The sequence below is a fragment of the Lysinibacillus sp. FSL M8-0216 genome (assembly GCF_038595555.1).
Taxonomy (GTDB): domain Bacteria; phylum Bacillota; class Bacilli; order Bacillales_A; family Planococcaceae; genus Lysinibacillus; species Lysinibacillus fusiformis.
In genome coordinates this window covers 2,198,439-2,221,426 of sequence record NZ_CP152007.1, presented here as the reverse complement: position 1 = coordinate 2,221,426, position 22,988 = coordinate 2,198,439, and the positions used below count along the sequence as shown (strand labels likewise).

At 39.0% G+C, this 22,988-nt stretch carries 26 protein-coding genes and 1 riboswitch; of the genes, 4 read left to right on the top strand and 22 right to left on the bottom strand.

The window, feature by feature from the left end; all coding sequences use genetic code 11:
- Positions 1-129: 129 nt before the first annotated feature.
- Positions 130-314: riboswitch (cobalamin riboswitch) on the bottom strand.
- Positions 315-543: 229 nt separating this feature from the next.
- Positions 544-777 (bottom strand): hypothetical protein, encoded by a 234-nt coding sequence (locus MKX57_RS10865; protein WP_171364808.1) that lies wholly within the window; start codon positions 775-777, stop codon positions 544-546.
- Between the two features lie 358 nt (positions 778-1,135).
- On the opposite strand from MKX57_RS10865, the gene MKX57_RS10860 reads away from it, so the two are divergent.
- Positions 1,136-1,543, top strand: coding sequence for a hypothetical protein (locus MKX57_RS10860; protein WP_342551021.1), 408 nt, complete (start codon positions 1,136-1,138; stop codon positions 1,541-1,543).
- A gap of 145 nt (positions 1,544-1,688) precedes the next feature.
- On the opposite strand, the gene MKX57_RS10855 is transcribed toward MKX57_RS10860, so the two are convergent.
- Positions 1,689-2,072: a PH domain-containing protein gene (locus MKX57_RS10855; RefSeq protein WP_008174827.1), complete on the bottom strand. Its 384-nt coding sequence runs from the start codon at positions 2,070-2,072 to the stop codon at positions 1,689-1,691.
- Positions 2,073-2,182: 110 nt separating this feature from the next.
- Here MKX57_RS10855 and MKX57_RS10850 point away from each other — a divergent pair, with 110 nt between their 5' ends.
- On the top strand, positions 2,183-2,506 hold the full coding sequence (locus tag MKX57_RS10850) for a hypothetical protein (RefSeq protein WP_258954664.1): 324 nt from the start codon (positions 2,183-2,185) through the stop codon (positions 2,504-2,506).
- 115 nt (positions 2,507-2,621) lie between these two features.
- On the opposite strand, the gene MKX57_RS10845 is transcribed toward MKX57_RS10850, so the two are convergent.
- The 20 genes from MKX57_RS10845 to MKX57_RS10750 all read right to left on the bottom strand — a co-directional run bounded on the left by MKX57_RS10845 (position 2,622) and on the right by MKX57_RS10750 (position 19,911).
- The gene (locus MKX57_RS10845; RefSeq protein WP_342551020.1) at positions 2,622-3,350 is read right to left on the bottom strand and encodes a dipeptide/oligopeptide/nickel ABC transporter ATP-binding protein; all 729 of its coding nucleotides are present in this window, start codon (positions 3,348-3,350) and stop codon (positions 2,622-2,624) included.
- A 15-nt stretch (positions 3,351-3,365) separates the two neighbouring features.
- Entirely contained in the window at positions 3,366-4,112 is a 747-nt protein-coding gene (locus tag MKX57_RS10840) for an ABC transporter ATP-binding protein (RefSeq protein ID WP_008174832.1), read from the bottom strand.
- The gene (locus MKX57_RS10835) at positions 4,105-4,917 is read right to left on the bottom strand and encodes an ABC transporter permease (protein WP_342551019.1); all 813 of its coding nucleotides are present in this window, start codon (positions 4,915-4,917) and stop codon (positions 4,105-4,107) included. Before MKX57_RS10835 ends, MKX57_RS10840 begins: the two co-directional genes overlap by 8 nt.
- Positions 4,914-5,882, bottom strand: a complete 969-nt coding sequence (locus MKX57_RS10830; RefSeq protein WP_089984537.1) for an ABC transporter permease — start codon at positions 5,880-5,882, stop codon at positions 4,914-4,916. The genes MKX57_RS10835 and MKX57_RS10830 overlap by 4 nt, the downstream gene beginning before the upstream one ends.
- Complete coding sequence (locus MKX57_RS10825; protein WP_237068821.1) at positions 5,872-7,458, bottom strand: ABC transporter substrate-binding protein; 1,587 nt, start codon at positions 7,456-7,458, stop codon at positions 5,872-5,874. The genes MKX57_RS10830 and MKX57_RS10825 overlap by 11 nt, the downstream gene beginning before the upstream one ends.
- A 28-nt stretch (positions 7,459-7,486) precedes the next feature.
- Positions 7,487-8,293, bottom strand: coding sequence for an urease accessory protein UreD (locus tag MKX57_RS10820; protein WP_089985152.1), 807 nt, complete (start codon positions 8,291-8,293; stop codon positions 7,487-7,489).
- A complete protein-coding gene (ureG, locus tag MKX57_RS10815) occupies positions 8,286-8,915 on the bottom strand; it encodes an urease accessory protein UreG (protein WP_008174842.1) in 630 nt (209 codons plus the stop codon). The genes MKX57_RS10820 and ureG overlap by 8 nt, the downstream gene beginning before the upstream one ends.
- 17 nt (positions 8,916-8,932) lie before the next feature.
- Positions 8,933-9,673, bottom strand: a complete 741-nt coding sequence (locus MKX57_RS10810) for an urease accessory protein UreF (RefSeq protein WP_237068820.1) — start codon at positions 9,671-9,673, stop codon at positions 8,933-8,935.
- Positions 9,615-10,061, bottom strand: coding sequence for an urease accessory protein UreE (locus MKX57_RS10805; protein WP_090001608.1), 447 nt, complete (start codon positions 10,059-10,061; stop codon positions 9,615-9,617). Before MKX57_RS10805 ends, MKX57_RS10810 begins: the two co-directional genes overlap by 59 nt.
- Positions 10,062-10,113: 52 nt before the next feature.
- Complete coding sequence (ureC, locus tag MKX57_RS10800; protein WP_008174846.1) at positions 10,114-11,829, bottom strand: urease subunit alpha; 1,716 nt, start codon at positions 11,827-11,829, stop codon at positions 10,114-10,116.
- A gap of 81 nt (positions 11,830-11,910) precedes the next feature.
- Positions 11,911-12,183, bottom strand: a complete 273-nt coding sequence (locus MKX57_RS10795) for an urease subunit beta (protein ID WP_342551018.1) — start codon at positions 12,181-12,183, stop codon at positions 11,911-11,913.
- A gap of 14 nt (positions 12,184-12,197) precedes the next feature.
- Positions 12,198-12,500 carry an urease subunit gamma gene (gene ureA / locus MKX57_RS10790; protein ID WP_012294325.1) on the bottom strand — a complete coding sequence of 101 codons (303 nt, stop codon included), beginning with the start codon at positions 12,498-12,500 and terminating at the stop codon, positions 12,198-12,200.
- Positions 12,501-12,967: 467 nt separating this feature from the next.
- Positions 12,968-14,212: a HAMP domain-containing methyl-accepting chemotaxis protein gene (locus MKX57_RS10785; protein ID WP_090001612.1), complete on the bottom strand. Its 1,245-nt coding sequence runs from the start codon at positions 14,210-14,212 to the stop codon at positions 12,968-12,970.
- A 164-nt stretch (positions 14,213-14,376) separates the two neighbouring features.
- Entirely contained in the window at positions 14,377-15,798 is a 1,422-nt protein-coding gene (gene aspA / locus MKX57_RS10780; RefSeq protein WP_008174855.1) for an aspartate ammonia-lyase, read from the bottom strand.
- A 281-nt stretch (positions 15,799-16,079) separates the two neighbouring features.
- Positions 16,080-16,709, bottom strand: a complete 630-nt coding sequence (locus tag MKX57_RS10775) for an NAD(P)-dependent oxidoreductase (protein ID WP_008174856.1) — start codon at positions 16,707-16,709, stop codon at positions 16,080-16,082.
- Positions 16,710-16,780: 71 nt separating this feature from the next.
- Complete coding sequence (locus MKX57_RS10770) at positions 16,781-17,194, bottom strand: Rrf2 family transcriptional regulator (protein ID WP_089984547.1); 414 nt, start codon at positions 17,192-17,194, stop codon at positions 16,781-16,783.
- Positions 17,195-17,307: 113 nt separating this feature from the next.
- Positions 17,308-17,514: a thymidylate synthase gene (locus tag MKX57_RS10765; protein WP_089984550.1), complete on the bottom strand. Its 207-nt coding sequence runs from the start codon at positions 17,512-17,514 to the stop codon at positions 17,308-17,310.
- Between the two features lie 45 nt (positions 17,515-17,559).
- On the bottom strand, positions 17,560-17,748 hold the full coding sequence (locus tag MKX57_RS10760; protein WP_164908709.1) for a hypothetical protein: 189 nt from the start codon (positions 17,746-17,748) through the stop codon (positions 17,560-17,562).
- Between the two features lie 183 nt (positions 17,749-17,931).
- Entirely contained in the window at positions 17,932-18,909 is a 978-nt protein-coding gene (locus MKX57_RS10755; RefSeq protein WP_342551017.1) for a thymidylate synthase, read from the bottom strand.
- A gap of 81 nt (positions 18,910-18,990) precedes the next feature.
- Entirely contained in the window at positions 18,991-19,911 is a 921-nt protein-coding gene (locus MKX57_RS10750; protein ID WP_089984555.1) for a hypothetical protein, read from the bottom strand.
- Between the two features lie 189 nt (positions 19,912-20,100).
- Between MKX57_RS10750 and MKX57_RS10745 the strand changes: the two genes are divergently transcribed.
- Positions 20,101-22,299 carry an ATP-binding protein gene (locus MKX57_RS10745; RefSeq protein ID WP_342551016.1) on the top strand — a complete coding sequence of 733 codons (2,199 nt, stop codon included), beginning with the start codon at positions 20,101-20,103 and terminating at the stop codon, positions 22,297-22,299.
- The gene (locus tag MKX57_RS10740; RefSeq protein WP_008174867.1) at positions 22,274-22,900 is read left to right on the top strand and encodes a response regulator transcription factor; all 627 of its coding nucleotides are present in this window, start codon (positions 22,274-22,276) and stop codon (positions 22,898-22,900) included. Before MKX57_RS10745 ends, MKX57_RS10740 begins: the two co-directional genes overlap by 26 nt.
- Positions 22,901-22,988: the final 88 nt, after the last annotated feature.

Sequence of the window (22,988 nt, the reverse complement as noted above, 5' to 3'; positions counted from 1 at the left end):
AACACCTTCTCCAATTTATTAGATAATCAGAAAAGGGTAATCTACTTGTACATATTCCTGAAATGGCTTTAAACGTTGTTATATCAATCTTTTAGAAAGACATATCTGTATGATTCCTCGTAGGTTTATGGTGTGTACTCGTAACTAGGCAGGTATCCTGACTCATGGTCATCGCCACTTTTCCCCTTCCCATCATTTGACAGTGGTTGCTGAAAAGTCGCTCACATTTACAGTTGCGGGACAGTGTCGGATTCACACCGACTTCCCTTTTAAGCAAATTGCACGCAATTTACACCTATTACTACACGCTATTCAGTTGTGGAGGAATGCTGTGTTCTATACATTCCTTACAGACTATTAAAATCAATTGTAAGGTAGTCTATTTCCGATGTCAAATAACATAAAATATTCCAGTTTCTTTATTATTATCTTACGATATTTCAGAATATTCAAACTAATAACTAACTTCACTTAGAAGACTCTAAACAATTATCTACCCGATTGACTGATTCTCCCTACGTATGACAGTGTTGAGTGATGTAACTACAGAGTAATAATTTCACCAGAGTATTGTCTTAATTGTTCAATGGCTAATGTTACGGCTACTTCCTCAGTTTCAATCAAACTCAATCCTATTTTAATAGGACTCCAAAATTCATATCCGCAGTCTTCTTGCCACATATATACTTCTGTTGTAAAAAGACCATCTCTCCGTTTTATAATTTGAACTTTATATTGATTACTTGGAGACATTATTTCCTTTAGCATCTGTTCCATTGTTTCACCATCTTTACAAATATTAATGTGTATATTATAACTATTGTTCTTCAAAAAGAAAAAAAGTTGTGCGTCAGAGCAGCAGAAAGCACCGATCAGCATAGAGAACTTTTGGGTCACGAACTTTCAACGCAAAAAATCGATCAAGATTATTTGCTCACTTCTTTCGCTCGCTAAATTTGCGAGAGAGATTTCAATTAGCGCTTCGATTTCTTTGTAGCTTTGCTTTCTAATAACTACATTGTGTGATTGATTTTCTTCTTAAATAAACTGTTTCAAAAAATTATTTCTACTAGTAAGTAATTAAAAATAATTGTAGAATAATAGCCTATATGTTATTCAAAAGGAGAAATATATTTTGTTAGACATCATCTTCCCACTAATTGGGCTACTCATTTGCACATCTCTCCTAATCTTTTTTATAAAGAATAAACGTAGTCACAAGGATTTTTATGGGGTTATAATTACTGCGTCTTTTTTCAGCGTCCTATGTTTGTTTCTTGTTGTATGGTCAATCGAAGATTTTATTGCTATTCAAACTAAAAATTTTCAAATAGTTACTGGTAAATGTACCGTAAGAGAGTTTGAATCAAACGGAAGAACCGCAATCCACGAACTACTTGTAGACATTAACGGCGAACTTTATTTCACTGGAGATTTTGATAAATTTAGTGATGTTAGACAAGGAACCTACGACTGTACTGTAAAATATATCGAGAAATCTCGCACCTTGTATGACATTCATCCCCTTTCTACTAATGAATAGTTTAATGCCAAATATAAGTAATACAAAAGTTACCATATACTTTTAACTACACCTAACACTATGATTTGTCCTCTAATCACAACAAAAAAAGCCTCGCATATATGCGGGCTTTGGATGTGTTTTGCTTTTGTTTCTATAGGTACCATTAATTCGAGCCTAAAACATACTGCGCTAAAACACTTTGCACTTTATAAATATTGGTCGCCTTATTGAAGTTTTTTTGGATGGGTAATGAACTGCCTGATACCCATATTTTTAGCTCAGCATCTAAATCAAATGTACCAGCCGTTTCTACTGAAAAATGGACAATATTTTTATAGGGGATGGAATGGTATTCCGTTTTCTTGCCAGTCACTCCTTGCTTATCAATGAGGATTAATCGTTTATTCGTAAAAATAAATATGTCTCTAATAATTTTATAGGCATTTTTAATGGTTTCGTTTGGAATTAGTAAATCATTGACCTCCTCCTGTAATTTTTCAAAATTCACCTCGCTTGCATTGCCAATTAATCCATCAAATAAACCCATGCTTTATCCCCTTTCAGCTTTTGTTTGTTTACTATATTATGATGAAAACTGGGCTACGACCCTCGTTTTTGTAATATTTATTCTATAAAGGAGAAGGCTTATAGCGAACATTGCTAGTCATAGTCATGTCCCTATTAGCCATTGTTGTTTTAGGCTGTACAAATGAGGAGCTTGCAGGTGGGAAATTGGCTAAGATTAGCATTTCTAACAGCGTTATATTTGGCTCTGTGCATACTGATTTTATGAAAGGATATGAGGATGAGGATTCTCTCAACCTATTCCATAAAGGAATGACGACAGCAGTGTTAAATGAGGGAATTGTCAATATGGCTGCCCCACAATTTGACGTACAAGTAGTGGATACGGCTGAAAACCAATATGGCTTTCATCTTTGGTACATGGATGAACGTAAGGGATACCCATACAATCTATAGCCCCTCTGAGGATTTGACCGCCCCACTCAGATCATTGAAAGAAGAATAAAAAACACTTTCCATTCAAATAAGGAAAGTGTTTTTCGGTTTATTTTCTATTGGTAACATGGATATTTCATCCGTTTTCTACGGCTTGGAAGAGCATTTGCGCATACTTGTCTGTAAAAGCAAAGCCACCTTCGCATTTACGGCTCTCATCAACAATTTCACCCGATTTCATCACGTAAATGCGATCGCACAAATAAGAAACTGCCTTTAAATCATGCGAGATAAATAAAATCGCCATGTTTTTTTCTTTATTTAAAGTCACTAATAAATCGATTATCTCTCGTTGAATCAAGCGGTCTAAGCTCGAAACGATTTCATCACATACTAATAGTTGAGGTTCGACTAAAATCGATCTTAGTATATTAACCCGTTGTCGCTCCCCTCCACTTAGCTCAGAAGGCAGGGCTTCTAAAATATCTGATGGGAGCTTTACCATTTCAAGCATTGTCTGTAGTTCGCGGTCCGTGAAGGACTTGTGTGCCACCTGTTTGGGCTCGCGTAACAATTCCCTGACGGTCCACACGGGGTTTAAGGCAGCCGTAGCATTTTGAAAAATGATTTGGCAATTTTCATAAAAATACGAGCGATTTTGCTTCGTCATTAATTGCTCTTCAAAAAACAGAGCCCCTTTTTCAGGCTTTTCTAGCTGCATAATTAGTTTGGCCAAAGTACTTTTTCCACTACCGCTTTCTCCCACAAGCCCTACGATTTCACCTTTTCCAACTGTTAGGTTTATATTCTTCAATATTCGCTGTCCTGCTCGATAGCTTTTATTCACCTGATCAACATGAAGCAACAATATCAACGCCTCCTAAAAATGATGAGCGACAAGCCGCTTCGTATATGGATGCTTGGGCTCCTTAAAAATTTCCGATACTTGCCCACTTTCTACAATTTCACCATTTTTCATCACCAGCATGGAATCAGCAATCTTAGCAACCCCTAAATCATGGGTAATGAAGAGAATGGTCGTCCCAAGGCGGGCATGGAGATTTTTTAGCAATTTGATAAATTCTTGTTGATGGAGCATATCTAGAGCAGAGGTCGGTTCGTCTGCCATTAAAACATCGGGTTCATTATAGAAGGCGCAGGCAAGCATGCAGCGTTGTAGCATACCGCCAGAAAGCTCAAATGGATAGCGTTGTAGCACATCCTCCGGTAAGTTTAATTCCTTTAAAATAGCCATGATTTTACTTAAAAATTCCTCTTCCTTATGTCCCACCCTCGAAGCCGTCAACCGATAGAGTTGCGGCTTCATTTTTTGAGTTGGTGAAAAACTATTCGTGGCATCCTGAAAGATGGTAAAGAAATGCTTTTTCCGTAGCTCCACACGCTCCTGTTCAGACATGGCCATGAGGTTTTTTTCATTAAATAAAATCGAGCCTTCCATACTTGCTCGTGCTGGCAGCATCCCAAGCAGAGCTGAAAGGGTCGTACTTTTGCCACTACCACTCTCACCAATGATAGCGGTAATATGCCCTTTAGGCACAGTAAAAGTCAAACCTTGAATAAGGGATTTGCCGGATAAGCGAACAGCTAAATTATCAACCTTAAACATGCGATCGGCTCCCTCCTTGTTTGAAAGTACCTCCAATAACTTGCACACATAAAATCGTTATAAAAATTAACAGCCCAGGGAAAAGTCCCATCCACCAAGCACCTACAAGTAAATCATTTTGAGCTGTGTACAGCATTGTTCCCCATGATGGAGTAGCTGGGGGGACACCAATTCCTAAAAAACTTAAGGAAACTTCGGTAAAAATAGCCCCAGCAAAATTAAAGATGGTCACCACAAATAACGCAGGGATACAATTACGCAATAAATGCCCAAAGAGAATTTTCCACAGCGGCGTGCGGAACATTTTCGCCATCTGCACAAATTCTTGTTCCTTTAACCGGATAAACTCAGAGCGGACGATACGAGCAGTAACAAACCATCCAGTGATCCCCATAATCATCGCCATTCGCCACACACTGCCCTGCATAATTGCCTGTAGAGCTAAGACGATCACTAATGAGGGAATGGTTAAACAGGCCTCGAGAATACGCATCATTACAGCATCAATGACACCGCCGAAATAACCGCTTATGCCCCCATAAATGATGCCAATTATGCTAGATAGCACGACAGACACAGTGGCAATGAGGAGCGTCACCTTTCCTCCGACTAATAAGCGCGAAAGAACATCTCTCCCTAGCTGGTCAGTTCCTAATAAATGAATGGCATTCGGTGCTTGATAAATTTGATTCATATCCATCATATTCGGCTCAAAAGGAGCTAATAATGAAGAAAAAATAGTCGTTGTACAAATGAGAGCTAAAAGCACAAGCCAAAAGATCGGGTACTTCCGCTGTTTTCTCATACAAATCCCCCTCTTCTTAATCGAGGGTTCAAGCCAATCATCAGAATATCAATGACAAATAAACAGATGACCACAACAACGCCGATGATCAATATAGCCCCCATTAAAACGGGAAAATCCTTGAGCATGACGGATTTTACCAAAAGCTGTCCTAATCCTGACCAACCAAATAATGTTTCGACTACAATGGAGCCTCCGAAAAATGATGGGATGGTCACACCGACATAGTTAATATAAGGAATGACAGCATTTCGTAAAATCATAGTTCGAATTTCACGTTCAGATACTCCATTCGCACGTGCCACTTGTACATAGTAGCTATGATTCTCTACTTTTACACTATCCTGCAAAAAACGGGCAAAGATGCCAACATGGGAAATAACGAGGACTGTTAGCGGGAGTGCCATATGATATAAACGATCCACGAACCCTCCATCGCCCCGCACATCATTCATTCCCGAAGACGGAAACCAACCTAATGTTATGGAAAAGACCATAATGAATAATATGCCTAGCCAAAATGGGGGTATCGCGGAGCTAGCAATACTAAAGATAGAAAGTCCACGGTCGAGTAATGAGCCCTCCCTCATGCCAGCCTGTAAGCCAAGCCAAATAGAGGCAATGGTTACAAGGACTAACGTTAAAATAACGAGCTGTAGCGTATTCGGTAAGCGCTCAAGTAAAATCGTCAAGACAGGTCTTCCTTCTTTAGCTGAGTACCCTAAATTACCTTGTAATGCTTCCCCCAACCAAGTCCCATACTGTAAGAATACGGGTTGATCGAGACCAAAGGCTTGTTCAATACGTTCTTTCTCAGCCGTCGTTAATGTTTGGGCATTGCCTCCATAATACGCTGCTGCGGGATTGCCAGGAGCGGTATGCATCATGAAAAAAGAGAGGAAGCTCACGATAATGAGGACAATTGTCCCCATTATCACTCGCTTCCCAAGCCATTTAGCGATCATTCCATTTCCACTCCTCGACATTCCATAAGAAGCCTGCTCCATGGTGACCTAAAATTCGCTCTTTAACACCGCTAATTTGTTTATCGATACCATATACAGCATCCACATAAGCAAAGTAGGCAAACGGTGGGTCTTGAGCTAGCTCCTCCTGCAATGCCATATAGACTCTCTTACGTTGCTCAGGATCGACCGTAGTACGGCCTTCCTCTAGCAATGCGTCTACTTTTGCATTGGCATAGCTGCCGTAATTATAGCCAGCACTCGTGAGACTGGATTCTCCAGAATGGAAAAGGCTGTACGTATGATGGTCCGCATCATATGGACTTCCCCATCCAACCATAAAGGCTTCTGTTTCTTCAATAACAATATTGCTCCAATCCAGTGCAGCCACTTTCACATCTGCCCCAACAGCTTTATAGCCCTCCGCCACATAATTGGCCATATTCACACGCACAGTATCAGTAATGGGCGCGGTAATGGTAAATGTTAATTTTTGGCCATCTTTATAGCGGAAACCGTCATCAGCTAATTGCCAGCCTGCTTGCTCGAGCAGCTCATTTGCTTTTTTTACATCGTAAGTATAATGTTCGATTTTTTCATTCACAAAATTATGTTTTTGTAGTGGCGAATAAGCTTCTGTGCCGTAGCCATGTAAAATACCTTTTACGATGCCAGCACGATCCGTTGCATAGCTAATCGCCTTTCTTAGTGAAACATCCTTCCAAATCGGATACTGCATATTGAATAGAACGCCGCGATAATCGGCGGATTCAACCTCGTACATTTTTAAATGTTCTACTTTTGATAGTTCCTCAACCTGATTTGGATCAAGTAATGCAATATCAACCTCACCAGATTTTAGCTGTAAGGCACGCACATTGCTATCAGGGATAAATTTAAAAATGACTTGTTCAATTGAAGCTTTTGTACCATAAAAAGTAGGAAATGCTTTGAGTGTCAAGCTTGTCCCTTTATCCCATTGTTCAAACATATAAGGACCGGCACCGATTGGTTGTTGATTAAATGGTGCGGTTCTCATTTCCTGTCCTTCGAAGGCATGCTTTGGCAAAATAGGCACAGTTAGTTTGTCTAGCATCGGCGTAAATGGTTCATCTAATTGGAGGGTCATTGTCGTGTCGTCGATTTTTTTCATGCCCGTCACATGGGTAAAATCAGATTTTAAATAGGAGCCGTTTGCATCGTCAAGAATACTTTCAATGGTGAAAATAATATCGTCGACTGTTAAAGCCTGCCCATCATGAAATGTCACATGATCATTCAACACAATTGTATAAGTCATCTGGTCATCTGATATATTAATACTTTTAGCAATATCAAATACAGGTACATTTTGTTCATCAAAACGCATCAAACCTCTAAATAAAAAGGCATCCACATTCGTTTCCTCTAAAAGAGGATTTAAACCTGCAAACTCTGACTCTGAGGCAAAAACAAGCTCATTCGCCTGAGAAGCTGACGAAGCAGTTGACTGTTTCTCCTCGCCTTGACTGGACTCTTTCGAACAGCCTGCAAGACAAAGTATCATTAGAAGTATCCATACTGAAAACTTTTTCAATTCACTATCTCCTTTATCACAGCAGAAATTACAGTAATGCTGTCATATGTTCAAACATACGATTTATTTCCTTGTGAAGTGTTCGTTGCTCTTTGGCGAGCCATCTACAATGAATCGCCTGATCTGTTAGCTTTGTTACGCTTGCCTGAAGAGATTGCTCCTGTTGAATCAAAGCCTGTAAATCTCTCATGTTCATATTTTTCACAAGTGGTGACACAATCCATAAGGAACCGATATAGAGTGCCTTTTCGAGCAAGCCAAGCGCTGCAAAATTCATTTCCTGTGGTTTAAAATGGATGGAATCAAACGCTATAAGTTTATTCTCTACATAAACCTTATATTTAGATTGGTAGTCTTGATAATCAAAGACTTCTCCCCGCATTTCTCGGCCTGGTGCGATAATTTCACCCCAAATTAATGTCGAGCTCTCCTTCATGTGAATAGTTGTATACGCTTGAAACTTGGCTCGTTCAAATGGAATGGTCACTTCAGGAAGCCATTCTAACCGTGCCTCATCAGCAATTTCAACCGTAATAGCCTGGGTACAATGATCACCTGTATGCGAAGGATAGATTTTCAATGCTGATTGTTGCTTAAGTCTTACTCGGCTTTCTGGTGCCAGTTTGACATCGATTTCATTGCGGTCTCCCGCTACCATCCCACCAGAGGATTCCATCAAAAATACTGTGGCAGTTGGATCACTACCTTCATATAATTCACGGCTAGCCTTTAAGGGAGGCTGCTGGTACACATGAACTAGTCTTGTATAGCCCCTCCTAGGCTCAAAGGCCATTTCTAATTTGCCGAAATGATTGATCTTTGGTTGATTAAGCATGGTTGTCAACAGCTTCGGCACCTTCAAGTAGCATATGGTGCTGAATCCATTCAACCACCTTATCTACATTCGTTTGTGAACGAACATCTGCAAAAATATATGGACGGCCACCACGCATTTTTTTCACATCCTGATCCATTATTTCTAGATCAACCCCAACATGAGGCGCCAATGATGTTTTATTGATTAGTAGTAAGTCTGAACGCGTTAGCGCTGGACCGCCTTTACGTGGGATATCCTGTCCTTCTGCCACATCAATTACGTAAATATAGCCATGCACTAGCTCAGGACTAAATGTTGCAGATAAATTATCGCCACCACTTTCAATGAAAATAATATCTAAATCTTGGAAACGTTTATTTAAATCATCAATCGCTGCAAAATTCATCGATGCATCCTCACGAATAGCTGTATGAGGACAACCACCTGTTTCCACCCCAATAATACGCTCTTCCTCTAAAACACCATTCGTTATTAAATATTGAGCGTCTTCTCTTGTATAAATATCATTTGTGATAACCGCTACATGATAATGCTCATGCATCACACGTGTTAATTGATCTACTAAAGATGTTTTTCCTGACCCAACTGGGCCGCCGATACCAATACGTATTGGTTTCATTGTTATCCTCTCTCTTTCTATGAAATAAATAATCTGGAATATAAAAACTCATGTTTCATGGATGCCAATTCAATCCCTAACGCATTATTCGTTAAATCATCCATCGTTAATGACATCACTGTTTGCGCTGCTTCTTCTACCGAAATCAATAGCTCATTCAATGCTTGGACACCTGTATTCTGACCAAACGGTACTGCACGTACAGCATTTTGTACTAGGCCGCTAATTGATGCATACATAAAGGTCATCACTGCGTGAAAAACATTGACACCTAGCGCCTCGCAATAGATTCCATAAATCACGGCGTAATGTCCCTTCACTTCTTCACGCTCGATTCTCTCCTTCCACTGCGATAAAAAAGGGTATTCCATAAGCGGTGTCACAGTTCGCACAAATTGCTTCCCTACATTGACACTCGCCTCTTTAGATTCCTTAGCAAGCTTCATAGCCCCACAAAGTTCATCGAGCTCTGTAAGACGAGCAATATCTCTGTCTTTTGCTGCATGGAATGCTTCTTGAATAAGAATCGCATCTCCGTGCACTAAATTATGAAATAAATAGCCCTGACAAAATTCGATTAATTGTTCCTTTGTACGAATGAAATCTTCTTGAATATACGTTTCCATACCGTAGGAATGTGTATATGAACCTATTGGGAATGCCGAATCATGAATTTGTAAAAGTTGCAGTATCGATAAATTAGTGAGAGTGTCCACGGTATTTGAATGGCTGCTTGAAACGTCTTTCTGTTGTTTCATAGTGCACCCCTATTTCATCTAATAATGGATTTATCGTATGATCTGCTCGTACGATGATTTCATTGTTTTCAATGAGGCAAGGCGTATGACGATTTCCTAATTCGAAAGCTGATTTTCCCATTTCATGCATGTCTTTGGGCGTAATAACAATGACAGTCTCTAATTTTGTACGAATTGCTATACGAAGGTGATCATCCTCAAATAATAAATCACCATATTTTAATGGTTCATCACCTTCTAGTCGTAAAGCAATGTCTGTACCTTGATCTGTTTCTGTGCGAAGAATTCGTTTGCTTAATTCCTCCCATTCTAGCTCAATCCATTCTGTTGTCTTTTGTTGATGTTCTTCTTCGTGGGCAATATTCCCAATAATTTTTTCGATTAACATATGTTTAGCACCTCATTGTCTTTTTATTGGCTGTTACTCTCACTTTAATTGCTTAGAATAAGAAATATCGTTGAGCCATTGGTAGTACATCTACCGGCTCACATGTTGCTAATTCACCATCAATTTTTACTTCATATGTTTCTGGGTTCACATCAATTTCTGGCGTCTCGTTATTAAGCTTCATATCAGATTTACGAATATTTCGGCAATTCGAAACCGTCCCAATCATTCGTTTTAAGCCTAATTTTTCTGGCAATCCTTCTTCTACCGCAATTTTCGGTAAAAATGTCATACCACAATTTTGAGGACCTTGTCCATAGAAGCCATAAGTCTGCCGCCCTTTCATTGGCTGCGGTGTTGGAATGGATGCATTTGGATCACCTGTAATACCATAAACGGCAATACCAGCTTTGATGACCACTTCTGCCTTTACGCCAAAGAACGCTGGTTCCCATAAAACAATATCGGCTAATTTCCCTTCTTCCAGTGAACCAACTTCATGGCTAATACCATGTGCGATTGCTGGGTTAATATTTAGCTTCGCCATATAGCGCTTGACGCGATAATTATCGTGTTCCTTGCCCTCATCCTGTGGCAAAGGTCCACGTTGCTTTTTCATTTTGTCTGCTGTTTGGAACGTCCGTATCGTCACCTCTCCCACACGACCCATCGCCTGTGAATCCGAAGACATGATGCTCAATATTCCTAAGTCCTGCATAATATCTTCTGCAGCAATCGTTTCAGGTCTGATACGTGAATCTGCGAATGCGACATCTTCTGGCACATCATGCTTTAAGTGATGACATACCATCAGCATATCTAAATGCTCATCAATCGTGTTCGTCGTAAATGGTTTCGTAGGGTTCGTCGAGGCTGGCAAAATATTTGGTAAAGATGCCATTACTAGCTGATCAGGCGCGTGTCCACCACCAGCACCTTCTGTATGGAAAATATGAATAACACGGCCATCGATGGCATTGATTGTATCTTCCACAAATCCTGCTTCATTTAATGTATCGGAGTGCAAGGCTACTTGAATATCGTACTCGTCTGCAACGGTTAAGCTTTGGTCCAGTGCGGAAGGTGTTGCCCCCCAGTCCTCATGAATCTTCAATCCGATGGCACCCGCACGAACTTGCTCGATAATTGGTGCTGGGTCCGAGGCACTACCTTTTGCAAGTAATCCAACATTCATTGGGAAGCCTTCCACAGCCTGTAACATGCGATGTAGATGCCATTCACCAGCAGTTAAGCTTGTCGCCTTTGAACCTGCTGCTGGTCCTGTTCCGCCACCAATAAAAGTTGTTGTGCCTGCTAATAGGGCTGTTTCAACTTGATCGGGACTAATGAAGTGGATATGTGTATCAATGGCACCAGCTGTTGCTATAAGCCCTTCCCCTGCATAAACCTCTGTCCCTACGCCGATAATCATATCCTGATCGACGCCATCCATACTATTCGGATTGCCTGCTTTGCCGATACCAATAATTCGGCCATCTTTAATACCGATATCAGCTTTCACAATACCCGTATAATCGATAATGATGACGTTAGTAATGACTGTATCTAGCACACCTTCATTACGTGTATTTTTACCATTTTGCCCCATTGAAACACGCAGTGATTTACCACCACCAAAGACACCTTCATCTCCATAGGATGTATAGTCCTTCTCAATTTCGATCCACAAATCCGTATCGGCTAAACGCACTTTGTCGCCAACTGTAGGACCGAACATTTTCGCGTAAGCTTCATGTGTTACCTTCATTTTTCTTCCGCTCCTTTAAAGCCACCTTCAATTGCCTTGTCTAAAATTTCATCTTTATGGTGAGTTGACCCTTCTGTTAGCTTATTTAAGCTGTTTCCCACCAAATTCGACAAGCTCTACTTCTTTTTCTTCCCCAGGTTCAAAGCGAACTGCCGTCCCTGATGGAATATTTAAATGCATACCGATTGCATCTTCACGATTAAATTCTAGAAATCGATTCACTTCGATAAAATGAAAATGTGAACCTACTTGAATTGGACGGTCACCTGTATTGGCTACTAAAACCTTTTTTGTTGCCCTGCCCACATTGATTTCAATCACACCATTTTTTGGTCGAATTTCTCCAGGAATCATCTGCCAACACTCCTTTACTGAATTGGACGGTGAACTGTGACAAGTTTTGTCCCATCTGGGAAGGTACATTCTACCTGTACATCTGAAATCATGTCACCGACACCTTCCATTACGTCCTCTGCTGTCAGAACATGCTTAGCTTCACTCATTAGCTGTGCTACAGTTTTTCCATCTCTAGCACCCTCCATGATGAAACTACTAATAAGGGCAACAGCTTCTGGATAATTTAGCTTTAAACCGCGAGCTTTTCTTTTCAGCGCAAGTTCTCCTGCCACATGGAGGAGTAGTTTTTCTTGTTCTACTGGTGATAGCTTCAAATCAATCTCTCTCTTTCCTATATTCAGAATTATCTTTCAATAATATTTTTCGAAGCATACTTCCTTTCAATTGGATGAGCTTTTTAATACCATTTAGTTTTTTTAGCATTTAATTGTTGTCTTACAAATTATGATTTCGCAAGGGATATGCGAAGAGAAATAGAAATGACTTGTTGACCCGGCGAACGCGGGTTGCAATAGTTGAAGTGAGTAATAGAGGTAACAGCTAGTCCATTATAAGAAACTAAATTAAAAAATTCAACATTTTTATTTATCTGTGAATTTACAAGTTTTATAAATAATTCATAAAAAAAGAGGCTTATTTTACAGAAAATTGGTCAACTGTAAAAAAGCCTCTTATCCTATGGAGTAAAGGAACAATAAAATTATACTAAAAAACTTGTAAATTTATTTGTTTCGAATCATTATTTCAGGGCTATAAACCCTTGAAATTTCCCACGGGCCTCTTAAGCACCGAATTGATTGGTTAATTTTTGTAAACTATCAGCCTGCACACTTAAATCCTGTGTGACGTGATTGACAGCTTGCATGGAGGCAGTTTGCTCATCCATTGACTGCAAAACAGACTCTGTGTAATTCGATAATCGGCCCATTCCATCCGCAATAGTTATGACCGTTGATGCCACTTCATTTGCGCTACTGGAAAGCTGTTCGGCTGTTGCGGAAATGTCTTCAAGCTGGTTATTCATGCGACTTACATGCTGTGTGATCGTCCCGAATGATTTTGTCGCCTCATCAATGACATAAACACCTTGCTGAACATTTTTCAAATCCTCCTCCACCGATGAAGCGACTTGTTTTGTATCATGTTCAATGCCTACTACTAAGTCAACAATTTGCGTAGCAGAATGCTTCGATTGCTCAGCTAATTGTCGGACCTCTTCTGCTACTACTGCAAAGCCTTTACCATGTTCTCCAGCCCGTGCGGCTTCAATGGCAGCATTTAAGGCTAATAGATTGGTTTGATCAGTAATGGCTGTAATCATATCGGTCATCGATTTAATATCTGACATTTTAGTGGATAGTTGCTGCATCAGACTACTTGTTTTGTCAGTTGATGATGAAATAAATTGCATTTGTTCCTTTGCTACATGTAAAATGGCTACCCCGTTTCCAGCAATTTCATTGGCCTCTTTCGCATGACTAAAAACATCCTGTGTAGCAACGGTAATACGTTCAATTCCATCGACAGTTTCTTGCATCGCATGGGCACTTTCACTAGCGGATTGTGCAGCTTGCTTCAAGCCATCTGATGTTTTCTCTATCTGCTGATCTACTTCTTCCACAGCTAGCGTAATTTCACTCGTACTTGCTGATAGTTCTTCAATACTTGTCGATAAATCCGTAGAGCTATTCGCAATTTTTTGTGTCATTGTTCGTAATTGATTTTTCATATCTAAAAAAGATTGTGCTAGCTGAGAGATTTCCCCATTATCATGTACCTCAATGACAACTGTATCCAATTTGCCTGAGGTAATCCCTTGAGCAGCCTCCGTTAACTGTTTAATAGGCTGTATCACTTTAAAATGGACATAGACCGTGTACGAAAGTGTAATGGCAATTCCCAAGATGGTTAAAACGGTTGCAAGCCATTCTAATGTTGTTACATTGGCCAAATCTAAAAATAAAATAATAATCATTAACACATTTAAAGCTGAAAAGCCAAGTAAACTCTTATTTCGTAAACTCATAACAAATTCCCCCAACTAAAATATTACTTCCATACCATTATTATAGTTGAATAATCCTAAAAAACATAAGAAAAAGCCCCTTTTATATGAGTAAAGTTCTAAAAAGCGCATAAAAAAAGACTATAGACAGCCACAAAGGCATACCTACAGTCCCTATAATTTAATTATTTTAAATTCATGATACTTGAGCCAGCGATACCTGGATGTGTCATTTCATAAGGATCTAAAATTAGGTCCAGTTGTTCTTTTGTTAAAACACCCGCTTCAATACAAAGCTCACGGATTGAACGACCTGTTAGAATCGCTTCACGTGCAAGACGAGCAGCAACTTCATAGCCAATATGAGGGTTCACAGCAGTTAGTACCCCTACACTTTTCTCTACATATTCTTTCATACGTTCTTCATTTGCTTCAATATCTTTTAAGCAGTTTTCTGTAAAAGCACGGAAAACATTATTCATAATGCTGATAGATTGAATTAGGTTAAATACTAATACCGGCTCCATAACATTTAACTCTAATTGACCAGCTTCAGAAGCTAATGAAATTGTATGGTCGTTACCAATCACTTGGAAAGCCACTTGATTCAGTACTTCTGGCATCACAGGGTTTACTTTACCTGGCATGATCGAAGAACCTGGTTGGCGAGCTGGTAAAAGGATTTCCCCTAAGCCGGCACGTGGACCAGAAGCCATTAAGCGTAAGTCATTTGCAATTTTCGACATATTGATCATACAAATTTTTAACGCACCAGATACTTCTGTATAAGCATCTGTATTTTGTGTAGCATCAACTAAATGTGTCGCACCCTTTAATGGTAAACCAGAGATTTCTGCAAGATGCTCATCGACAGATTTAATATAATCTGGGAAAGCATTTAAGCCTGTACCTACTGCAGTTGCACCCATATTTACATCATATAAGTTTGGACGTGTTTGACGAATACGTACAATATCACGGTTGATGACACGGCAATAAGCTTCGAACTCTTGTCCTAAGCGAATTGGCACTGCGTCCTGTAAATGCGTCCGTCCCATTTTAATGACATGTGCAAATTGCTCTGCTTTTTGATGGAAAACGGATTGCATATAGTCCATCGTTTCTAATAATTCATCTATTAAATTTAACACAGCGATATGAATGGCTGTTGGGAAAGCATCGTTTGTTGATTGTGACATATTGACATGACTGTTTGGACTTACTGTATGATAGTCACCTTTTTCTTTCCCTAAAATTTCTAGGGCACGGTTGGCGATGACTTCGTTTGCATTCATATTGATGGATGTACCTGCTCCACCTTGGATTGGGTCTACAAGGAATTCTGCATCCCATTTGCCATCAATTACTTCTTGCGCTGCTTCGACAATTGCCTCACCAATTTCTTTTGATAATAGGTGTACTTCCATATTACTTAACGCAGCTGCTTTCTTCACAATCCCCATAGCCTTAATAAGTGAAGAGTGAATTGTGTAGCCTGTAATCGGGAAGTTTTCCGTTGCACGTAGTGTTTGAATTCCGTAATAAGCCTCTGCTGGTAATACGCGCTCACCTAAAAAATCTTTTTCTATACGTTGTGTTGACATCATTGTCGTCTCCTTTTATGTAATACTCACACTTGATAGTAGCTAATAAAAGTCGTATTGTAAACAGTCATTTTTCTGTAAACGAAAAAAATCCTTCAAAAAAGCAAAGAAATCGCTAAAAACCGAGCACATTTTAATAATGCCCTAGCATTATTAGCGGATAAAGGTTCGATACAAAATAATTAGGCAACTGTATGCGATAGTGTTAAAAATTTCATTGTGAATCAAAAAAACCAATAGAATAAACCGATTAGGTCCATTCTATTGGTTTGTTCATTCTTCTATTATTTATTCGAAGTTACAGTAAAACGGCTATTTTGATGCTGAGGATTTTCAAGCTCATCCAATACTGCCACTGCATAATCTGCGTAGCTTACATAGCTTTCACCAGCTTCATTTACTAATAAATGATCGACTCCTGTTGTATAGTGACCTGTACGTGGACCTTCTGGATCAAAAAATGCAGATGGACTTAAAAATGTCCAATGGATAGCAGATTGTTGTAGGTCTTGTAGATTTTGTCCTTGATTTTGCGCAGTTGCTAGGAACATAGCTGGGAAATCAGGCGTTTCCATTACACGGATTTGTTTTTCAGGGTCTACAAAAAGACTACCTGCCCCTCCCACAACCAATAATTTTGTATCAATGTCTCGGAAAATTTCGATTAAATGACGACCCGCTTTCACATGTAAATCTTCCTGACCAGCTGGTGCGCCAAACGCATTCACTACTGCATCGAAGTCTTTCACGTCATCCTGTGTTAATTGAAACACGTCTTTTTCTATTACGGGGATAGCTGTTGTTACTTTTGCGGCAGAACGAACGATAGCTGTTACCTCATGACCACGTTGCACCGCTTCCTCTACTATTTTTTGTCCTGCTTTACCTGTTGCACCAATGACAGCAATTTTCATTGTATGTTCCTCCTTAATATATAGTTGTAACCATTTTAGTTACAGGTTAGATACAGATAGACCATCTTCGCTTAAGTACGAAGCTGATCTAGCACATCCTGCAAAGTCTGTGCCTGTAGCTGTGCTTCCATTGCCTGCCAAATAGATGTGTACACATCTTCCAAAGTATGTTGGATTTCTCGTCCCACTGCACACGCTGGATTCGGCTCATCATGAATCGCAAAAAGCTGTTCTGGCCCATCGATTGCTTGATAAATTGCTAAAAGTGTTAAATTCTTTGGTTCCACTAAAAGCTCATACCCCGCAACCCCTGAATGTGATAAAAGTAAGCCTGCCTTTTTCAGAACACCAATCATACGTCTTATGACCACTGGATTTGTATTTACACTTCCAGCGATAAAATCGGACGTAAGTAAGCTTTTATCAGATGTTGTAGCAATTAGCGAAAGAATATGGATCGCCACCGAAAATCGACTGTTCACCATATGTATCACCACCTGTTGTAACTATTATAGTTACAGGTAAATAAAAAAGCAAGCACATTGCTTTTCGCTACCTGTTTTTATAGTTCCGTTTCTTGACTTATCTATACATACATTTAGATTTTATTGACATAAATCACTAGTTCCTGCCGTATTTGCCCATTGTCATCATAAAAATCTAAATTATGAAATTCATATTTAAAATGACCTACTGGAAAAGTCACGCTTTCCCCCTGTGCTGCCGCAAGTATACCTGCCACGTCGTGTGATACCATGTGCAATAATTCATCACCTGTGACTGAATCTATAAAGATTACGTTCATAAAAAAACACCTCCTCAGCCATTATAGCTTAGAAGGCGCTTACATTTATAGTCTTTCTTTATAGCCTTTAATACGGATTTCTTCAATCACTTGCATCATGTCGAAAAGTTGTTGCCGGGATAAATTGGAGGTATTAGCGTCCTGCGCTTGTTGCTCGGAAACCTTTTTTCGTTCTAGATGATCGGACTGTTGCTCATTTTCTTCTACTTCCGGAAGGACCATTGTTTTCTTCACAACTTTCACCTCTACCATAAATTTGACCGACTACCTATTCCAAATAATGCTAACAATCCCACAATTACTATAATCAACTTCCTAGCTATCAGTCATCCAACTACTAGCCTATTTAGCAAAACATATAATTTGACCTAGTTATAGTGCCAAAAAAAACAGCAACCAAAATGGCTGCTGTTTATGTTAGACGGCAATCGGAGCCTTAATAGCGGGATGTGGATCATACCCCTCGATTGATAAATCCTCAAGCTCGATATCAAAAATCGATGCTTTATTTGGATTGATGTGTAACGTCGGTAGTTCCTTTGGCTCCCGAGCAAGTTGTTCTTTTACTTGTTCCACATGGTTCGCATAAATATGCGCGTCCCCAATGCTATGAATAAATTCGCCTACCTCTAATCCACACTCATGTGCAATCAAATGTGTTAACAATGCATACGAAGCTATATTAAAAGGACAGCCTAATAAAGTGTCCAAGCTTCTTTGCATGAGCTGACAGCTTAATTTGCCATTAGATACATAAAATTGGAACATGACATGACATGGTGGCAATGCGGCTTTACTGCCCTTCGCACCTGCATTGATAACATCCTCTGGGTTCCACGCATTGACGATAATACGGCGTGAATCTGGATTATGCTTGATTTGATGAATGACATCCTGCAACTGGTCGATACTTTCCCCAGTAGAAGTTGTCCAATGCCGCCATTGCTTGCCATAGACATTGCCAAGCTCTCCGTATTTTTGAGCAAAGTCATCATCTGCTAAGACACGCTCACAAAATGAGGCTAACTCTTGCTGATACAATGTATTAAATGCGTCATCCACTAAACAACGTCGACCAAAATCAGTCATATCTGGTCCTGTATAGTCATCTGATTCAACCCATTTTTTAAATGCCCATTCATCCCAAATATGATTATTATGTTGCAATAGATAACGGATATTCGTATCCCCTTTAATGAACCATAATAATTCGCTCGCGACAAGCTTAAAAGGTACGCGCTTTGTCGTTAAAAGAGGAAATCCTTTACTTAAATCAAAACGCATTTGATAACCAAAGATGCTATATGTACCCGTCCCAGTTCGATCCTCTTTTTTCGTGCCATTTTCTAATATATGTTGTAGTAAATTTAAGTACGCCATTTCTGGATGCGTCATTTTTCTTCAACAGCTCCTTCCAGTTTGCTGTTGACCATTATACCATTTCATCACGTATTTTCGTATGAAGAAATTATTTCATTAGAAGCCAGAATGGGAGGAAGTGTTCTTCAGCTCTCTTGAAATTTCACTCTCTGTTGTGACAAAGAAGGTAGGAAGCAAGATGATATTTAATAAAACAGGTCCAACAATAACTAATAAATCGATGCCAGGACTAAAATAAAGACCGAATGCCGTAATCAAGCCCGAAAGTACAAGGAATACAATTTGTGCAACAATAATCATGATTGGCAATGATTGGTACATATAATTTAGTTTACGGAACTGATGTAAATTGGCTGGATTGTTGATGACTTTCCTTTTTAATCGTCTCGATAAAATAAAACAAGCTAGCAATTGGACTACCATAAAACTAAAATAGATGACCGCGTAAAGGATAAATGGACGTTTCTGAATCGTACCATCAAAATGACCTACTCTTTGGTTCAATAAATCATTCACGGCTCCTTCATAAACATATTGACGTTCACTTAAAAAAGTAAAAGGCTCCATAAAACCGAGCGCTGTCCAATCCTTCGTGTTCACCGTCCAATTCGATAACTTACTCGCTAAAATTTTCAATTGAATCGGATCTTGCTCTCCAAACATCCCTACCAAAATACTATAGGGAATGGCAACTTTTAGCTGCCCATCTTGCTTTTCTTGGAATAAATCCTGAATGTAAAAAGTATAGGAAACATCCGATTTATTCGTATCGTAGCGAGCTTCTTCAATTTCCCAATGACTGGCTAAAGATGCTTGTATGCCATTTCTCATCTCCGTATAGGGTATATCTTTATGTAATCTCTTTGGAATTTTATAAACAAAATGGTTATCGCTACCGATTAGACAAATTTCAACCTCGACTTTATCTTCATGAACCATTTTAGCCTTCGTGGTCAATGGGATCATAATCAAAGCGATTAAGAAAAAAAGAATTAGTGTTAAAACGCCTTTTTTCACGTCACCGTCCCCCTTTTCGTCATAATTATTAAACTTACACTATCATAGCCATGTCCGAAAAAACTATTTCGTCATTCCGAAAACGCAATAGTGGTTTTCCGAAAGCCTCTATTTCGGTATTCCAAATTTATCAATAATTAGCGATAATATATAGGAGTTTATTATCATCTAGCAAACAGAGGTTTCAAAATGAAAAAATGGACATATTGTATTTTTCTTACCTATTTAATGCTCGGCATTTACGTATTAGCGATTGCCATAAAAACACCGTTTATTAGTCTCACCCTTGATACAACAAATGGGCAAGCAGCTATTATGGATAGCTACTACACTTCATGGGCTCATCAAAAAAATATCGAACGGGGTGATATTGTACTAGCTATTGATGGGCAGCCAGCTTTGGAAAATCGCTCTGTGCGATTGTTCTCACTGATTAGAAGTGCTAAACAATTAACTATCCAAAAGACTGATGGGACTATTCAAACAATTGATGTGAAGCATATTGATATGCCAGAAGAATTATATTTGCAAATTCTATTCCCGATCTTTTATTTTCTTTTAGCTTTCGGTGTGGCCATTTATTTATGGCAACGCAATAAAGATAACCCTCCGACATTTTTATTGACTTTATTTTTGTTAACCTGTTCGTTGGCTTATATTAGTACAGGGGCATCGGCAAGGGGCAATCTTATTGGCCAGATTGTGATTGGCCTATGTATTATTTTATGCATGGTGCTATTCATTGATTTTTTACAGCACTTTTTCCGTTACCTTCAAATCAAATGGGCTTATATTGACAGCAAATGGCTTTATTTTTCATCATTGGTCATCCCAGGTTGTTACTTTCTGGAAGGTTTTATACCTTCATTCCGAGAGATTACTCCTCTCCTAAACTTAGGTATATTCGCAATCCTTGTGCTGTACGCTATTTATATTTTATTAACAAGTTATTTGCGCACAAAATTAGCTAAAATTCGGTTGATTGCCATAGCCTTTATCATTCCATTTTTGCCATTCCTGATTTTTTTCGTGACACCTGAAATTTTAGGTAATAAGCCGTTATTACATGCAGATATCGCCGCGTTATTTTTATTATTTATTCCTTTTTCATTTCTGTTCATCCAAGTGAATGAACGATTATTTGATATTGAATACCAATTATCACGATTACGTTATTATTCGACACTGGCGTTTTTCAGTGCCCTTCTACTGACAACAGGTATTGCCCTTTTGTTTATGGGTCAATTATCTGTAGTCCATGTTACAAGTATTTTTTTACTAGTTTTCATGGTGATGATGGCTAGTTTTTATATTAAGGAACGTATTGATTTTAAGTATCGAAAAATTATTTTTTCTTCTACTGGAAATTATGTACATAATTTATATGCCGCCGTGCAACGTATGGGCAAGGCTAAAAATCAACAAGAATTACTGGAACGCTTTAAGTTTGAAATTACTGAAAAATTAGGCACGACAGCCTTTCTTATAAGAACGGTCACAGAGGATACACCAGCTCCCATGCTCGGAAGCTACTACACAAAATTGCTGCTGCATGATGCAGGTGACGAAAAAATAATGTTAGAAATAAAGCATACGCTACAAAAGGAAGAATTATTATGGCTAGAGCTACTCGCACTTTATGTTTCAATGTCTATTAATAATTTACAGCAAATTGAAGATTTAGTACTCGAAGTTCAACATATGAAAAACACCAGTGATACACCGCTTCCTTGGCTTGATAAACTATTATGGAATATTATTGAGAAGGAAAAGAGTATTTTAGCTCAGGAACTACATGATACGATTTTGCAGGAGCAGCTACATTTAGCAAGAGAACTCGATGTCCTTGCTGGCACTCCTATTATTCAAAGGGACACCATTTTGGATATTCGTGAACAGCTCCTGAATGCCACAAAGGATCTACGAGAGTATTGTGAGAATTTAAGTCCACCATTACTCGATACTTTCGGCTTACAAATAGCCCTAAAAAAATTAATACAAAAGGTAAAAATACGGGCTGACTTTTTAGTAAGCTCTCAAATTGAACGAGTGGAATTTCAGGATGCCACACTCCATCTAGTCGTCTATCGCCTAGTTCAGGAGCTATTAAATAATGCGATTAAACACGCTAATGCTACAGAAGTTTCACTAACTCTACGAGCGATACCTCAAGGCTTTATTCTACAATATGAAGATAATGGAGTAGGCTGTGATATTGAGGATTTAATTCAGTCCTCAGCTTCCATGGGCATTAATGGAATTCGTGAGCGTGTCCGTGCCTTTAACGGGGACATCACCATCCAATCTAGACACAATGAAGGAATGCATATTTTTATTCAAATACAAGAGGACGGGGATTCATATGATGAACATACTTATTATAGATGACCATCCTGTCGTTTTAGATGGTACAAAAACATTGTTACAGGATTTAGTCAATGTCCAGATTGAAACAGAGCAGGATAGTGCAGCAGTTTTACTAAGAATGGATACGGAAGCCTTTCAGTTATTTCTCATTGATATTAATATGAAACCGATCAACGGTATCCAACTAGCAGAAATGATCAAGAAAAAACAACCAGAGGCCCTCATTATTCTCTATACAGGCTACGAGCTTGCCGATTATTATGAGCTATTAATTGAGAAAAAGATTGATGGTTTATTATCAAAACTAGCTACAAAAGAGCAAGTCATCCAAACGATTCAAGCAGCTCTACGTGGCGAAATATTACTGGCAGCAGACTTCTTAGATTTTGTCCAGCAACGATCCAATTTGCCGAATACCCAGCAGGAAGTATTACTCAGCGATAAAGAACAGGAAATTTTACAGCTCGTAGCTCAAGGCTGTACAAATAAAGCCATTGCGTCTGCTATCGGTGTGACCCAAAGAACCGTAGAGAATTATTTATCGAAACTATTCGTTAAATTAAACGTTGAATCTCGTGCAGAGGCAGTAATTGTAGCAAAGGAAAAAGCATGGATTAACTAATGCTAGAAGAACATTTCATTACTAATAGATTACAATTGTAAATTTTTTCTTACTAAAAACGGAATTTACTGGATATACAAACAATTCT